This is a genomic window from Anaerostipes sp. AF04-45 (assembly GCF_003461725.1).
GTDB lineage: Bacteria > Bacillota > Clostridia > Lachnospirales > Lachnospiraceae > Anaerostipes > Anaerostipes caccae.
Genome location: NZ_QTXQ01000013.1, coordinates 22,974 through 38,813, shown reverse-complemented (window position 1 = coordinate 38,813; position 15,840 = coordinate 22,974). Strand labels below are relative to the sequence as shown.

The window sequence follows — 15,840 nt, the reverse complement described above, 5'->3', positions numbered from 1 at the left end:
CAGTAATGAGAGGGTGATAGCAATGATAGGACTGCCGACAAGGCAAAAGAAGATATTAAAAAAGCTAATGTCTTTGGACGGCTGGGTAAAAGGGAAGGAACTTGCTGAGGAGATGGCGGTGACTCCGAGAACCATCCGGGCGGATATTGCAGCAATTAATGTCTGGCTGAAAACCGTGGGCTGTTATATAGAATCTTCCAGACAGGAGGGCTACCGGCTGCGGGGAGAGAGGCAGGGGGAGCTGGAATCTTTGCTGTGGGATGGTATGGATGTGCCTTTGACACCGCAGGAGCGGATGCGTGCCCTTGGGATCAGACTTCTTCAGGCGGATGAAGAGAAACCGGAGGATGTGGATGAGCTGGAGGAAGAAATGTTCGTCAGCCGGACGACCCTGGAAAGCGGGATTTTTAAGATCAAAGCTATGCTGGAGAGCCGCACGACACCAATGTATGTTAAGAGGAACGGGAGAAAGATATGGACTTACGGGGAGGAAGAGACGAGAAGATTTCTTCTGAAGGAACTGATGGTAGACCGGACGGACCCGGATTATCTGATGATTGAGAATTATGACGATTATTTTGGGGCTGACATACCGGAAAAAATGATGAACTGCGTGCTGAATGCACTGGCGGACAATGAAATTTCCATGACAGCGGAGGATATCCTTCATTTGGTTATTTATCTGTCGATTAAACTTACAAGAGTCCATATGGGGTATGAATATAAGAATAAAACAAAAGATATTCTGACATCAGAGGATATCAACTGGACACTTGCGGAGACCATTTCAGGGAAAGTCAGAGAAGAATTCTCCACAGAATTAAATGAGGAAGAACTGGTGGATCTGGCGGTTCAGCTTTCTCTGTTTCGGCTGATCGGAAGTGAAGCAGAGGTCAGGCCGGCGCCGATACCCGAGCAGTCCCACTATGAATTTGTGGTCAATGAACTCTTAAATGACATTAAAAACAAATTTCATCTGGATCTTACGGATGATCAGGAGCTGAAGGCAGGGCTTGTGACCCACATCCGGTATACATTAAAAAGAATCAGGATGGAGCCGGAGAGCACCAATCCGGTGCTGATGCTTTTAAAGACAGAATATCCCTTTGTGTTTGATATGTCTCTGTTTCTATACGAGCGGTTTTACGATGTGTTCGGAGTGAGGCTGAATGAAAATGAACTGGGATATGTGGCCACTTATCTGGGAAGTGCGGTGGAGAGGATGGAGAGAAAAAAATCTCCGAAAGATTTTACGATTGCAGTCGTCACAGGAATGAATTATGGGACAAGCAGGCTTTTGACTACAAGACTGAAGGCGATTTACGGTGACATCTGCAATATTGAAGGTCCTTTCTCTATCTATGCAGTCAATGAGATAGAAAAATTAAAACCTACTTTTCTGATTACCACAGAATCAAAACAGGTACTGAAAAACTTTCAGGTACCGAAAATACAGATTTCGCCTCTGCTGAACGAAAAAGATCAGAGGGAGATCAATAAATGGCTTCTGCAGATGCGTAAAGAATTGATGTATGACCAGCTTCCAAGGAGCATTAAAGATTATTTTCACAGAGAACTGTTTTTTTATAATCTAAAGGCTGAGACGCCGGAAAAAGTTATCCGGACAATGTCAGAACATCTCATAAGGCTTGACTTCGCCGGAGAGGATTTCGCGGAAAAGACGCTGATGAGAGAACAGGTGGCCTCTACAATCTTTGGAAATAAGATTGCTATGCCTCATCCGATCGAAGCATGTGCAAAGAGGACGGTTATCAGCGTGGGCATTCTGAATCAGTCCATTTTATGGGGCAGCGGTCAAGCACAGCTGATCTTTATGCTGGCAGTGAAAAAGGAAGATATGAAGTATTTAAACAGCTTCTTTGACTTGACGGTGCGCCTGGTGGATGATGAGGGTCTGGTAAGGAAGCTGCTGGGTTCCGAAAACCTGGCTCAGTTTAAAGACAGACTTCCGATTTTATAGAGAAAGGAAAGAAAGCATATGAATTTAAAAGAGTTGATTTGTCCGAAGCTGATTCTGTGTGATGTCGATGCAAAGGATTTCCAGGATGCCTTAAGGCAGATGGCAGGACATTTAAAGAAAGAAGGATATGTGGAGGAAGGATATCTGGATATGCTTTTGGAAAGGGAACGGAAATTCCCCACCGGACTTTGTACCAAACCGTTTGCGGTGGCTCTGCCCCATACGGAGCCTGACCACGTGATAAAGCCGTGTATAGCCGTTGCCAAGCTTAGAAGGCCGGTAGAATTTCATGAAATGGTGAATGATCAGAACACAGTCGACGTTCGTTTTATTTTTAACCTGGTACTGCAGAAGACAGAGCAGCAGCTGGAACTGCTGCAGAAGATCATATCAATTTTCTCTGATAAGGAGGCGATGGAACAGCTGGAGAAAGAGCAGGAACCTGAGAAAATAGCAGAAATTTTAGAACATACAAAAATAGGAATAAACACTTAAACATCGAAAGAAGGGAGAAAAATTATGGCAAAAGTATTTAAGGTTTTGTCTGCCTGCGGCAGCGGAATTGCAACTTCCTCTCATGTGGCAACTTCCATCCGGCAGGGGATGGCAGACCGGGGAGTGAATGTTGAAGTCAGGACCTGCGGAGTAAATGAGATGTCGGGATTGATCGACAACGTGAAACCGACCATTATTGTTTCCACCACTTCCTTAGAATCTGTGAGAAATGTGGGTGAGATTAAAGTCATGTCAGGGGTTCCCCTGCTAACTGGTATTGGGAAAAATCAGTTTTTTGATGAAATGGAAGAATATTTAAAAAGTATTTCATAACAAATGAAAAGGAGGATGGAATATGGGCGTTATCAATACGATTTTAGGTCTTGGGGCATCTGTTATTATGCCGATCGTTATCTTTCTTCTGGGAGTGGTCTTCCGGATGAAGGTAAAAAATGCGCTGAGAGCCGGACTTACGGTAGGAATCGGATTTACCGGCATAAGTCTTGCAATCAGCCTGGTAAGCGACAATCTTGGAGGCCTTGTAAAAGCCATGCAGGCAAACTGGGGACTGGCCCTGGATATCACGGATGTAGGATGGCCTGCGGCTTCGGGCATTGCTTTCGGAAGCGGAACCTTTGTGCTGGCATCCATCGTGACATTCCTTATAGTCAATGTGATCTGCCTGGCAATTAAGATCACTCACACGCTGAATGTAGACATCTTCAACTACTGGCACTTTATTCTGATCGGAACTGTATCTTACTTTGTCACAGGAAACTTCATTCTGGGTATTGTCGTAGGTACATTGTTTATGATGGTCAATACGATCTTAGGAGAGAGACAGGAGCAGGTGATCACCGACTTTGCAGGAGAACAGATGGCCGGCCTGACCTTCTCCACACAGGGATTCCCGCTTCAGCTGTTATTCGCCAGAGGTGTGGACTGGGTCATTGATAAGATCCCCGGTTTAAACAAAATTTCTTTTAACCTTGGAAATTTGCCGTCAAGCATCTCTTTTTTCGGCGAACCGATGATTTTGGGATTTCTGCTTGGAGGTATCATGAGCTTTCTCGCAGGATATAAATGGGATGCGGCTCTGGTCGTAGCAGTCGGACTTTCCGCTGCCATGTTCCTGCTTCCGAGGATGGTTTCCATCATGATGGAAGGGCTTGCTCCTCTTACGGATGCGGCCAGAGACTTTATGAACACCAGATTTCCGGGAAGAAAATTCAACATTGCTATGGATTACTGCATGCTTCTCGGGGACAGGGACGTTATCACTATGGGAATCATCACTGTGCCGATCGTGCTTGGACTGGCAATCATTCTTCCGGGAAACAGATTTCTTCCGTTTACAGACCTTACCGCCCTTCCATACTGGATGATCGGTGTTGTCATCGGCACAAAGAGAAACTCTTTCAGGGCCTTGATTGCTGCGGTGCTGACACTTTGCATCGGCCTGTGGATTGCGACAGACCTGGCACCGCTGATCACACAGATGGCTGCCGGCGTAGGATTTAAGTTTGAGGCCGGAACTACCATATCAGGATTTTGTGTAGGACAGGAATGGGTCGGATACATCATACATAAGATTGTTTCCTTCTTCTCCGGAATGTTCTAGACGGAAGACAATACAAGATACCAAAATATTTTCTATATAGTTCGCTGGAAAGGGATTGTCAGGGAGACCGGGCGGTCCCGTTCCTTTAAGGAGAGAAAGGGAGGTTTTGGCATGTTAGTTTCAATGAGGGAATTGCTCGTGAGAGCAAAAGATGGGAAATATGCGGTAGCTGCAGCAAATGTTTTTACGGGGAGAACGGTGGAAGCGTGCTTTGCGGCCGCATCGGAAATGAAGGCTCCGGTGATCATAGCCTGCACGCCTTATGTGCAGATGGAGGAGCTGGCCATGGCGGTACGGATGTATGAGAAAAAATACCCGGAGGTAACGGCAGCCCTGCATCTGGATCACGGGAAAGAGTATGAGGATGTTCAGCGTGCCCTGAGATGCGGTTTTACCTCTGTCATGCTGGATAAATCCACACTTCCCTATGGAGAGAATGTAAAAGCAGTGAAAGAGGCTGTGCGGGCGGCTCACGCAGTCGGTGTTACGGTGGAGGCAGAGCTGGGACACGTGGGGAAAGGAGCAGAGTATGAAGAGACAAGGGACAGCGGGCTTACCAGGAAAGAGGAGGCCGCTGGCTTTGTGAAAGAAACCGGAGTGGACTGCCTGGCCGTGGCGGTGGGAACATCCCATGGAGTTTACAGGGGAAAACCTCATTTAAACTTTGAGCTGCTCTCTGAGCTGAGCAGAGAAGTATCCGTGCCCTTCGTGCTGCACGGAGGTTCTAATACGGGAGAGGAAAAGCTGAAGAAGGCTATCACCCTTGGAATACAGAAGATCAATCTGTCTACGGATCTTTCCACGGAATACTTAATCGGGGTGCGGAAGTTTAAAGAGGAAAACGATCCGCTGTTCGATAATGAGGGAAAACTTATCTATACCGGAAACCGGACGGTGTATGCCAACCAGGCACTGGCAGCGGGGGCAGAAGCCTATAAACATATTTTAAAAACATACATGAAAACGTTTGGAAGCGAAGGAAAAGCATTGGAATGAGAGAGGAGACAACATGGAGAAAATAAAAGCTGCCGTGAGTATGGAACTTTGGCCGGAACATTTGAAAGAGCTGGAGTCCTGCTGTGATGTGAAAATGCTTCCGTGGACGGCCACGGATATCCTTCCCACAGAGGAAGAGATCATAGAAGAATGTTCTGGCTGTGAGGCGGTACTGTTTTATACTGATCCGGTGACAGAAAGAGTGATCAGGGAACTCAAAGAAAAAGGGTTAAAACTGATCGGCTGCGGAAGGGCTACGCCTAACAATATTGACACGAAGACTGCAAAAGAGCTGGGGATTCCGGTTATCCACGCGCCGGGAAGAAATGCACATTCGGTTGCGGAATATACCGTGGGCATGATGCTGGATATTTGTAAGAGGATTTCTTTTACCTATCACGGCCTCTGGTCTGGAAGATTTCTGGCGGATGAAAAAGATATTTACGATGTGCCGGATAAAAAGGATGTGATCTGGCGGTTTAAGGACAGAGAGAATCCGAGATCCTCCTATCCGTGGGGAATCGATGTATACGGCCGGACAGTGGGCATCGTCGGACTGGGCCATATCGGACAGAACGTGGCGAAGATCTGTTCCGGCATGGGGATGAAAGTTGCTGCTTATGACCCATTTCAGCCCCAGGAGATATTTGATGCGGTATGCGCGAAAAAATATGAAGATCCGATCCGGATGCTGCAATCATGTGATTTCGTCAGTGTCCATTTGAGTGTGACGCCGGAGACGAAAGGCATGATCAATGATCAATGGTTTAATGCCATGAGAGAGGACGCCTATTTTATCAATTCGTCCAGGGCTGCCGTAGTGGATCAGAGGTCGCTGATCGAGGCTCTGGAGAACAAAAAGATTGCGTTTGCCGCGGTGGATGTCATGTGGGATGAACCGGCGCCGAAAAATCATCCGTTTTTTACGATGGACAACGTTCTTCTGACGCCGCATATGGCTGGGATCAGCACAGATTCTAAAAAATGGGCATCTGAGATGATAGTGGAAGATCTGCTCAACTATATATGGAAACAGCCGCTGCTCCGAGTTTGGAAACGGTAGAAAGGAGGCGGATACTATGAATTGTGTGAGAACTGTCCTCGGAGATGTGGACGCAGAAGAAATGGGGTTTACCTATACGCATGAACATGTCTGCTGCAATCCGTATACAGCAGAAAAGGATCCTACTCTGGCAATTACGGATATAGAGGGTTCCATAAGAGAACTTCGCCTGTTTGCCGAAGCCGGCGGGTCTGCTATTGTGGAGGGAACGGCTGCCGATTACGGAAGAGACCCGCAAAAGCTTGTCTATGCAAGCAGGCAGAGCGGAGTGCATCTGATTGCCACCGCCGGATTTTATCTGTTTGACCACAACCCGGATTTTATTGATGATATCAGCACAGAGGAACTGGCAGAACTGTTTATAAGAGAGATAGAGGAAGGCATGGACGGAACGGAGATCCGGGCAGGACAGTTAAAATGTGCGGTATCTCCCCGGTTTATTCATCCGAGGGAAGAGAAGTGTCTGAGAGCTGCCGCCAGGGCACAGCAGAAGTCCAATGCCCCAATCTGGATTCATCACGGAGGGATGATGGGGATAGAAATTCTGAGACTTCTGGACCGCTGCCAGGCGGATCTCTCCAGAGTAGTGCTCGGACATATGGACCGGAATCCGGATCCCGATGAATATAAGAAAATTGCTTCTATGGGAAGCTTCCTGTCTGTGGACAACATCGCAAGAGTTTACCGCTATCCGGTCCAGACTAACATTGATATGATTTTGGATCTGATGGAAGAAGGTTATTTGGAAAGGCTTCTGATCAGCGCGGACTTTGGCAGGAGCAATTATTTCAGGGCCAACGGCGGCGGACCGGGTCTTGAGTATATTTTAAACAAGTTTATTCCGAGGCTTAAGGAGTCGGGCGGAATTACAGAGAATGAAATCCGGACCATTTTTGTTGAAAACCCAAAAAAGGTATACGGCTGTTTTTAGCCAGGACGGAGGGACCTGATGTATCAGAAACAAACAGTGATAAAGGGAAAGACAATTACGTCTGCATTTCTAATGGCACCCATGGTGACGTTCGGCTATGGGGTTAAGAACGGCATAATCACGGATGAGCTGATCTCCCACTATGAGGCCAGGGCCAGGGGCGGGATCGGAATGATCATCGCGGAAGCAGCCTGTGTGGCAGAGGACGGAAGGCTTTCTGAGTATCAGACAGGTATATGGAACGAGGATCAGATGGAGGGGCACAGAATGCTGGTGTCCGCAGCACACAAGTTTAAAGTTCCGATACTCTCACAGCTTCACCATGCGGGCATACGGACAGTATCGGGAAGGCCTGCCTCCCCGTCCGCATTTCATGGGACACTCAGGGGAAGAGAATATACGGCAGACGAAATGAGTGAAGACGAAATCCTATTGAGAGAACAGCAGTTTATTGAGGCTGCTGTCAGGGCCAGGGCTGCCGGATATGACGGAGTCGAGCTTCACTGCGCTCATTCTTATTTTCTGAATGCATTTTTATCTCCGACAGTCAATCATAGGACAGACCGGTTCGGGGGAAACATCGAAGGAAGAATGAGGGTTGTACTTGATATCATGGAGGGCATCCGGCATAGCTGCGGTGAGAATTTTCTCATTTCCGTCCGCCTCGGATTTGACGAGCCGGATCTGGAGTCATCTGCATTTATGGCGGGGACGTTTGAAAAAGCCGGCATGGATTTCCTGCATGTATCCACAGGCTTCGGGTCTACGGGCTTTATGGATGAGAGGACCATGGAGAATCCTCCTGACGAATTTCCCTTCAATATCCGTATTTGGGGCGCCATGCAGATGAAACAGAGAGTGAGCTGTCCTGTAATCGCTGTGGGCGGAATACGGCAGGTACAACAGGGAATGTTTTTGCTGGAACAGGAATGTGCGGATTTTGTGGCCCTTGGAAGAGCGCTGCTCTGCGATCCTGAATGGGTAATAAAAATAAAACAGGGAAGGGAGATCGTATCCTGCAGAAACTGCCGGAAATGTCTTTGGAGCACGGATTATCATAAATGTCCGGGATGGAGGGAATATCATGGATAAAAATACAGTGAAAACGTTCAGGTTCGGCGTTCTGACATCGAAGGGACATGCTGAAGTACATGAAATGAAGCTGCCGAAACTGGGAGAACATCAGATACTGATCAAACAGCTGGCCTGCAATATTTGTACTGCTGATTACGGACAGTGGCTGGGGCTGAGAGAACACCAGGGCTATCCTATGGCGGGCGGACATGAGGGGGCGGGAGTGATCCTGGAAACCGGAGCCAAGGTAGTGGAGCTGCTGCCGGGGGATTTTGTAGCCATCTCCAATAACTACTGCGGGGAATGTGAACACTGCAGAAAAGGGGAAGAAAGCCAGTGCGTGATTCGGAGCTCCTATGACCTTCATGAGGGCGGGTATAAAGGAAGAATGGGATTTGCTGAATATCAGGTAAGAAATGCTACGGCAGCAGTGAAAATGAATCCGGAATTAAGTCCGGGGGAGGCGGCTTTTTTAGAGCCTCTGGCAACCGTAGCAAAGGGAATAGGAAAGCTCAGAGTAAGCCCTCAGGATACGGTGGCAGTCATCGGGGCAGGGACTATGGGACTTTTAAATGCTCAGGCAGTCAGGGCGTGCGGTGCCAGAGTGATCGTCACTGAAATGATGGAAAAGAAGATCAAAACTGCTAAAGTCATGGGATTTGAGGTGATCGATGCCGGCGCCGCAGACCCGGTGGAGAGAGTGAAGCAGATGACAGGAGGCCGGGGCGCAGATGCTGTCATTGTGGCCGCCGGAGCTACAAAAGCCAATGAACAGGCGGCGGCCATGCTCAAACATTTTGACGGCCGGATGCTGATGTTTGCAGCCGCTTATCCGGCCCCTGAGCTGGGGATTAGTTCTAATGACATACATTACCGAAGGATGGAGATTCTGGGTACATATTTGGGCGATACAAAGGATTTTCTGGAAGCGGCCAGACTGCTCAATCAGAGAGTGGTGGATGTCAGGCCTCTGATCGAGGCCAGTTATCCGCTGGAAGATATTCAGAAAGCCTTCGAGGAGGCCGCAAGACCCGGGAATTACAGGGTCAGTGTCATGCTCCATGAGTCAGGCAGAGAGGAGGGGCCATGCTCAAAGTAGGACAGGAGGGATTTTTTTATAAATATGTAACGGAGCAGGATGTGGAAATATTTGCAGAAGTATCAGGAGACAAAAACCCTCTGCATCTGGATGAAGAGTATGCCAAAGGCACCAGGTTTCATGGGCGGATTGCTCATGGGATGATCGGAGCCGGTTTTATCTCTGCGGCCATCGCCGGTGTCCTGCCGGGGCCGGGAACCGTGTACCTGAGTCAGATGCTGAATTTTGAAAGGCCAGTGAGGATCGGAGACCGGGTGACTGCCAGGATCAAAGTCCTGAAAATCGAGAGGAAGAAATCATTTGAGCTTGCAACACTGGAAACAACCTGTGTCAACCAGGACAATGAAGTTGTCATCAGCGGAACAGCGCAGGTAATTCCTGCGGGGGAATAGGAAGGAGAATCTATGCAGTTATTGAGACTGGTGCCCACGGTATTTTATTTTGACACTGTAAAACAGTTTCAGGAAGAATTTAAGATCGGCCACAGTGATCTGGTGGTGACAAACAGGTATCTGTATGAGCCGCTTCTGGAACCGCTGGGTGTGAACGCTAATTATATTTTTCAGGAGGAATTCGGAGACGGAGAGCCATCCGACGAGATGATCGACCAGATAAAAGAGAAGACGTCGAAGTATTATTATAACAGGATCTTTGCACTGGGAGGGGGAACGATACTGGATATCAGCAAAATACTGGCATTGGATATGGCGGACGGCAGCACACCGCTGTTTGACGGCGAAAAGGAGCCTGTAAAAAAGAAACAGCTGATCGCAGTGCCCACAACCTGCGGTACAGGAAGCGAGGTCACGAATGTAGCCATCGCCGAAATAAAATCCAGACATACGAAAAAAGGCCTGGCAGCAGATGCCTGCTATGCGGACTGTGCGGTCCTGATACCGGAAACTCTAGAAAGACTGCCCTATAAGGTGTTTCTTACCAGCTCAATCGACGCTTTTATCCATGCAGTGGAATCCTTTCTGTCGCCGAAAGCATCTCCGGCTACGGAGCTGTTCTCCGGGAAAGCCATAGAAATGATTCTGTCCGGTTACCATGATATGGCGGAGTCTGGAAGAGAGGCAAGAAAAAATAATTTGAAAAGCTATATACTGGCCTCCAACTATGCTGGCATTGCGTTCGGGAACGCGGGATGTGCCGCTGTCCACGCACTGTCTTACTCGATTGGAGGTGCATTCCATGTACCTCACGGAGAAGCCAATTACCAGTTTTTTATGGATGTGATGGAGCTATATGAATTAAAGAAACCGGGAGGAAAGATCAGAAAGCTGAGACAGACCATCGCGGATGTGTTTGGATGGGAGGCGGACTCGGCATTTCTAAGACTCCGGGAGCTTTTGTCAAACTTTATGGAGACCAGGCCGCTGAAAGACTATGGCATGACAGAAGTACAAATCGAAGAATTTACAGAGAGCACGGTACAGAATCAGCAGAGACTCTTAAAGAATAACTATGTGGAACTGACAAAAGAGGAGATCAGAGAGATATTTAAGAGGAGATATGATGAGAGATAAGAAGGACAAGCCGTGGAAAGCGGAGTACAGGGAGAAGCTGGTCAGTGCGGATGAGGCGGTTTCTCATATCAGGTCAGGGCAGCGGATTGTTTTTTCTCATGCGGCAGGGGAATCTCTGGTCCTCTCGGATGCCCTTGTGAGAAACAGAGCCCTTTTTGAAAATGTGGAAATCGTCCATATGGTTGCCATGGGAGAAGCAAAATACTGTGAGCCCGGGATGGAGAAACATTTTCGCCATAACAGTTTTTTTCTGGGAGCTTCTACGAGGAAGGCCGCAAAAGAGGGCAGGGCGGATGTAACACCGGTTTATTTTTCAGAAGTCCCGGAGCTTTTTCGGACAACTCTCCCCGTAGATGCAGTGTTTCTAAACCTCTCGCCTCCGGATGAGCATGGTTACTGCAGTTTCGGGATATCTGTAGATTATTCTAAACCGGCGGCTATGGAGGCGGAATTGGTGATCGCACAGATCAATCCCTCTATGCCCAGAACGCTGGGTGACAGTTTTATTCATATAAGTGACATAGATTATATTGTGGAGGCAGATACTCCTCTGATCGAACTTCCGCCTGCAGGGATTTCAGAGGTCGAGAGGGCGATTGGGAAAAACTGTGCCTCCCTGATCGAAGACGGGGACACGCTGCAGCTTGGCATCGGAGCCATCCCGGATGCTGTCCTTGGGTTCCTGAAGGAGAAAAAAGATCTCGGAATTCATTCGGAAATGATCTCAGACGGCATTGTGGAACTTTATGAGGGCGGGGTGATCACAAACCGCAGAAAAAGTCTTCATGCCGGAAAAAGCATCGTTACCTTTCTTATGGGCACGAGAAGGCTGTATGACTTCGCGGACAACAACCCGGCAGTGGAGCTTCATCCGGTGGATTATGTAAATGATCCGTATGTCATTGCACAGAATGAACGTCTGGTATCTGTCAATTCCTGTGTTCAGGTGGATTTGATGGGACAGGTTGTTTCGGCTTCGGTGGGCAGGAGACAGATCAGCGGGGTGGGAGGCCAGGTTGACTTTGTGAGGGGCGCTAATATGAGCCGGGGAGGAAAGAGCATCATGGCGATGCCGTCTACGGCGGCAGAAGGCAGGATATCCAAGATTGTGCCGGTGATCGGCGAGGGAGCAGCGGTTACAACATCCAGATATGACGCTGACTATATTGTGACGGAATATGGGGCGGCTAGATTAAAAGGAGAGAGTTTAAGAAACCGGGCAAAGAAGCTGATCCGGATCGCGCATCCTGACTTTCGCCGGATGCTTGCGGAAGAATATGAGAAAAGATTCCGGGAAGCCTGGAGTGATGACGAATAAAGACAGCCTGTATCCTGATGTATTAAAAGGATACAGGCTGTTTTGACGAACAGTTCTCCTGATGGAAAGAAAAGCAGTTTAATATTCTGTAAAGTATTCCGCAAGCTGAATGATAAACTGACTGTTTGTAGGACGTTCCAGTGTGCATGTCTGAGTTATGCTCCAGAATAATTCTTTGTTTCCCTTGCTCCATACAGTGTCGATGGCATGGCGGATCGTCCTCTCTACACTGGTGGACGTAGTGTGATTCTGCTCTGCAATATGCGGATACAGACGTTTTGTGATGCCGTCAAAAACCGAAGGATCCCGCACTCCTATTTCAATTGCCTGTCTCAGGTAGAGGTAGCCTTTCAGATTCGGGGTGATGCCCAGCTGTTTTAAAAGCTTGCTGATCTTTCCGGAGAGGTCCAGGTGTTGGGTTCCGGAAACTGTCTGATTTAACAGCTGATTAATGTGAATCACGTGAGATGTGGTGTCAGATATAGGTGCCCTATCCTTTGAATGGATGACCGAAATTTGTAAAATTGTATCATCTGACAGTACCAATTGAAGATTTTCGTTTTGCATGATATACTCCCCTCATAAAGATAATGTTGATTCCTTAGATTATGTAATCATGTTCATTATAGAGAATAATGAGGAATATTGTCAACTTGTGGAGCAATGGATTTATTCCATATTTGGAAGGTTAAGCGGATGAATTATAAAAAACTGAAGGAAATTATGCAGTCAAAAAATTTTACTGTGGAAGACCTGTCTAAAGCCAGCAGGATTCCGATCGGAACTTTATCAAAAATTGTATGCGGTATCACACCTAATCCCAGATATAATACGATGGAAGAAGTGGCGTCCTCCTTAAATTGTTCTCTGGATGAGTTTTCCGGCAGGGAGCCGATGGTGTCATACAGTTACGAGGATTATATTCAGAAGTTCAAGCGGCTGCCGGCGCATCAAAAAGAATATATCAAATATGTAATCAATTTGGAATATGACAGAATGGTTTCTCTGACATCGTCAGGTAAAAAATCTATGAAGTGTTTTGAATTTACCAGCGTGGAGGATGGACTGGCCGACTATGGGAGTCAGAAAGTACATGATGTATGGGTGGAACAGAATCCGCTTACAAGGGAATGTACATTTTTCGTATGGGTGCGTACAAGCAATCTGGAACCGAAGTTTTGCAGAAATTCAGTTCTGGGTTTTCAATACCTGGATGGACGTCTGCCGAAGCACGGAGAGATATGGATGTTTCTTCGGTCCGGATATTTATACATAGGACGTTATTTTAAGAGACACGGCGTCCAGTTTCTGAGATCATTAAACGGCACCATTGATGATGAATTGATTACCAATTCTCTGGAATATAAGAGAGTCGGAAGATACATTGGAACAATCGATATTCCTGATTTGACATCCACCGTTTAAAAGCTGTAAATCTGTCAATACTCTGGATATGATGTTAGAAAGGGTGTGGCAGAGTATATGAAGCTGGAAGAAAAAGCAATTCTTCGTTTTTTGGACAGATTTGATGAGACTCCGTTTCTTGTCAGAATCAGAGAAGAAGAGTATACAATCGGACATGGAAATCCCAGATTTTCTATTATTTTCAAAAAAGAACCGGATCTGAAAGAGATGATCACAAGTACATCGCTGGCACTGGGAGAGGCCTATATGCGGGGCGATTTAGAGATCGACGGGGATCTGTATCAGGCCCTGTACTATTTTCTCGGTCAGATGGGAAACTTTTCTGTGGATACCAGAGTATTAAGGAAACTCATGTTTCCGTCTCTGGGGAGAAGAAAGCAGAAAGAAGACGTCTCATCGCATTATGATTTGGGAAACGACTTTTACAGTCTCTGGCTGGATGAGACTTTAAACTATTCCTGCGGGTATTTTGAGAATGAGCAGGATACGCTTTTTGATGCACAGAAAAAGAAGACACAGAGGATACTGAAAAAGCTTTATCTGAAGGAAGGTATGGAGCTTTTAGACATTGGATGCGGCTGGGGATATCTTCTCATAGAGGCCGCAAAGAAATATAAAATCAGGGGCACAGGGATTACACTGAGCAGAGAACAACAGCAGGGATTTGAAAAAAGGATCAGGGAAGAAGGACTTGAGGATTACCTGCATGCTGAACTGATGGATTATCGTGATCTTGCTGGGTACGGGAAAAAGTTTGACCGGGTTGTCAGCGTGGGTATGCTGGAACATGTGGGCCGGGATCATTATGAATTGTTTTTCCAGTGTATCAAAAGGGCGATGAAGCCGGGAGGGGTATTTCTCCTGCATTTTATCAGTGCACTGGAAGAACATCCGGGAGATCCATGGATGAAGAAATATATTTTCCCGGGAGGTGTGATACCGAGTCTGCGGGAGATCACCAGTCTGAGCGCCAAGTATCGCTTTTATTTACTTGACGCAGAAAGCCTGAGGAGGCATTATAATAAAACGCTGCTGTGCTGGGATAAGAATTTTAATGAGCACAGAAGAGAGATCGAAGAACGGTTCGGAGAGACATTTGCCAGGATGTGGGATTTGTATCTTTGTGCCTGTGCGTCAACCTTTCAGAATGGTATTATTGATCTGCATCAGCTTTTATTTACCAATGGGATAAATAATGAACTGCCGATGACAAGATGGTATTGAAAAAATAAAAATCAAAGAGGGTATTTCATAAGCCACAGCGCAGCTTTGAAATACCCTCTTTTTAATATCCGATTACATTTATGATCTTCTGGTTAATCCGTCCCAGTTCATCGCTGACCTGATAATTTTCAGTGTCAAACAGGTATTGATGTACCCGGACAGCATTTTCTTTCAGAGTGGTTGGGAAGCCATACCATACTCCGAGATATTTGTATTCCTTCTGATCAAACGGGAATCCTTTCTGACCCTTAATGTCATACCGGAAGATCGATAAGAGCATAGAGAACAGTTCTTTCTGGTCCATATTGGTTTTGATCTGTGGGAGAATCTTATCCATGGCACCCATCAGGCCAAATGGATTTTTTTTGCCTTTGGCAAAGATCTTCTGAAGAACTTCACGCTGCCGTCCGGCACGGGCAAGATCTCCTCCTGCGGTATAGCGGATTCTTGAATATGCAACGGCCTGGTTCCCATCCAGTGTATGCAATCCGCCGGTTTTTATTTTGGGAGAGTCGCCTCCGTTTAAACGGTTCATGTCACCGATATAGCTGTTCAGATTTTTTAATATCGAGGAATCGACTTTTACTTCTATTCCGCCGATGGCATCTACGATGTCCGCAAGAATTTTGAAGTTTACGGTCGCATACTGGGTGATATTCAAATCCAGGTTTCGATTGATGGTACTGACAGCGAGTTCGGGACCTCCCATGGAATACGCCGCATTGATCTTAGTGTAGTGGCCGTTGACGCTCACATAAGTATCACGGTAGATAGACAGCATCTTGATTTCTTTTGTCTGATTATTGATGCTGACAACGATAATGGAATCAGAACGGTTGCCCCGGTCCGACATACTTCCAGTCTGAGAATCAATGCCGAACAAGGCAATATTGGTGTAATCTTTCATATTGGCATCCTCATGGACCGTGACCAGCTTGCTCTGATTCATTGGTGTGGAGTTGATCTTGCCCAGTTTCGTGTAGGAAACCCCGAGGATCACGCCAATCAGAACAACGATCAGGAAAAGTAAGATAAAGATCCAGCGGATAGGGGAATGCCGTCGTTTGTCTGCTTTTACGCTCAT

Annotated in this window: 16 protein-coding genes; 14 read left to right on the top strand and 2 right to left on the bottom strand. The window is 47.0% G+C overall.

Annotated features, from left to right (window positions below; genetic code table 11):
• The first annotated feature begins 22 nt into the window (after positions 1-22).
• From DWV34_RS15215 to DWV34_RS15160, 12 genes are all read left to right on the top strand, one after another.
• Positions 23-1,981: a BglG family transcription antiterminator gene (locus tag DWV34_RS15215; RefSeq protein WP_022261085.1), complete on the top strand. Its 1,959-nt coding sequence runs from the start codon at positions 23-25 to the stop codon at positions 1,979-1,981.
• 18 nt (positions 1,982-1,999) lie between these two features.
• Positions 2,000-2,476: a PTS sugar transporter subunit IIA gene (locus tag DWV34_RS15210; RefSeq protein ID WP_006565686.1), complete on the top strand. Its 477-nt coding sequence runs from the start codon at positions 2,000-2,002 to the stop codon at positions 2,474-2,476.
• Between the two features lie 24 nt (positions 2,477-2,500).
• Positions 2,501-2,809, top strand: a complete 309-nt coding sequence (locus DWV34_RS15205) for a hypothetical protein (RefSeq protein WP_006565685.1) — start codon at positions 2,501-2,503, stop codon at positions 2,807-2,809.
• A gap of 22 nt (positions 2,810-2,831) precedes the next feature.
• A complete protein-coding gene (locus DWV34_RS15200; RefSeq protein ID WP_006565684.1) occupies positions 2,832-4,097 on the top strand; it encodes a PTS transporter subunit IIC in 1,266 nt (421 codons plus the stop codon).
• A 111-nt stretch (positions 4,098-4,208) separates the two neighbouring features.
• Positions 4,209-5,093, top strand: coding sequence for a class II fructose-bisphosphate aldolase (locus DWV34_RS15195; RefSeq protein WP_009290659.1), 885 nt, complete (start codon positions 4,209-4,211; stop codon positions 5,091-5,093).
• A gap of 13 nt (positions 5,094-5,106) precedes the next feature.
• A complete protein-coding gene (locus tag DWV34_RS15190; protein ID WP_009290660.1) occupies positions 5,107-6,156 on the top strand; it encodes a 2-hydroxyacid dehydrogenase in 1,050 nt (349 codons plus the stop codon).
• Positions 6,157-6,172: 16 nt separating this feature from the next.
• Entirely contained in the window at positions 6,173-7,087 is a 915-nt protein-coding gene (locus DWV34_RS15185; RefSeq protein WP_009290661.1) for a phosphotriesterase family protein, read from the top strand.
• Positions 7,088-7,105: 18 nt separating this feature from the next.
• Positions 7,106-8,179 carry an NADH:flavin oxidoreductase gene (locus tag DWV34_RS15180; RefSeq protein ID WP_009290662.1) on the top strand — a complete coding sequence of 358 codons (1,074 nt, stop codon included), beginning with the start codon at positions 7,106-7,108 and terminating at the stop codon, positions 8,177-8,179.
• The gene (locus DWV34_RS15175) at positions 8,172-9,260 is read left to right on the top strand and encodes a zinc-dependent alcohol dehydrogenase (RefSeq protein WP_009290663.1); all 1,089 of its coding nucleotides are present in this window, start codon (positions 8,172-8,174) and stop codon (positions 9,258-9,260) included. Before DWV34_RS15180 ends, DWV34_RS15175 begins: the two co-directional genes overlap by 8 nt.
• Positions 9,248-9,652 carry a MaoC family dehydratase gene (locus DWV34_RS15170; RefSeq protein ID WP_009290664.1) on the top strand — a complete coding sequence of 135 codons (405 nt, stop codon included), beginning with the start codon at positions 9,248-9,250 and terminating at the stop codon, positions 9,650-9,652. Before DWV34_RS15175 ends, DWV34_RS15170 begins: the two co-directional genes overlap by 13 nt.
• A 12-nt stretch (positions 9,653-9,664) precedes the next feature.
• Positions 9,665-10,789 (top strand): 4-hydroxybutyrate dehydrogenase, encoded by a 1,125-nt coding sequence (locus tag DWV34_RS15165; RefSeq protein WP_022261086.1) that lies wholly within the window; start codon positions 9,665-9,667, stop codon positions 10,787-10,789.
• On the top strand, positions 10,776-12,107 hold the full coding sequence (locus tag DWV34_RS15160) for an acetyl-CoA hydrolase/transferase family protein (protein ID WP_118476600.1): 1,332 nt from the start codon (positions 10,776-10,778) through the stop codon (positions 12,105-12,107). The genes DWV34_RS15165 and DWV34_RS15160 overlap by 14 nt, the downstream gene beginning before the upstream one ends.
• A 78-nt stretch (positions 12,108-12,185) precedes the next feature.
• Here the strand turns inward: DWV34_RS15160 and DWV34_RS15155 are convergent, their stop codons facing one another.
• Positions 12,186-12,674 (bottom strand): sporulation initiation factor Spo0A C-terminal domain-containing protein, encoded by a 489-nt coding sequence (locus tag DWV34_RS15155; protein WP_006565675.1) that lies wholly within the window; start codon positions 12,672-12,674, stop codon positions 12,186-12,188.
• 129 nt (positions 12,675-12,803) lie between these two features.
• Here DWV34_RS15155 and DWV34_RS15150 point away from each other — a divergent pair, with 129 nt between their 5' ends.
• Positions 12,804-13,532: a helix-turn-helix domain-containing protein gene (locus DWV34_RS15150; RefSeq protein ID WP_009290668.1), complete on the top strand. Its 729-nt coding sequence runs from the start codon at positions 12,804-12,806 to the stop codon at positions 13,530-13,532.
• A 57-nt stretch (positions 13,533-13,589) separates the two neighbouring features.
• Positions 13,590-14,756, top strand: a complete 1,167-nt coding sequence (locus DWV34_RS15145) for an SAM-dependent methyltransferase (protein WP_006565673.1) — start codon at positions 13,590-13,592, stop codon at positions 14,754-14,756.
• Positions 14,757-14,817: 61 nt separating this feature from the next.
• On the opposite strand, the gene DWV34_RS15140 is transcribed toward DWV34_RS15145, so the two are convergent.
• Positions 14,818-15,840 (bottom strand): LCP family protein, encoded by a 1,023-nt coding sequence (locus DWV34_RS15140; protein ID WP_022261088.1) that lies wholly within the window; start codon positions 15,838-15,840, stop codon positions 14,818-14,820.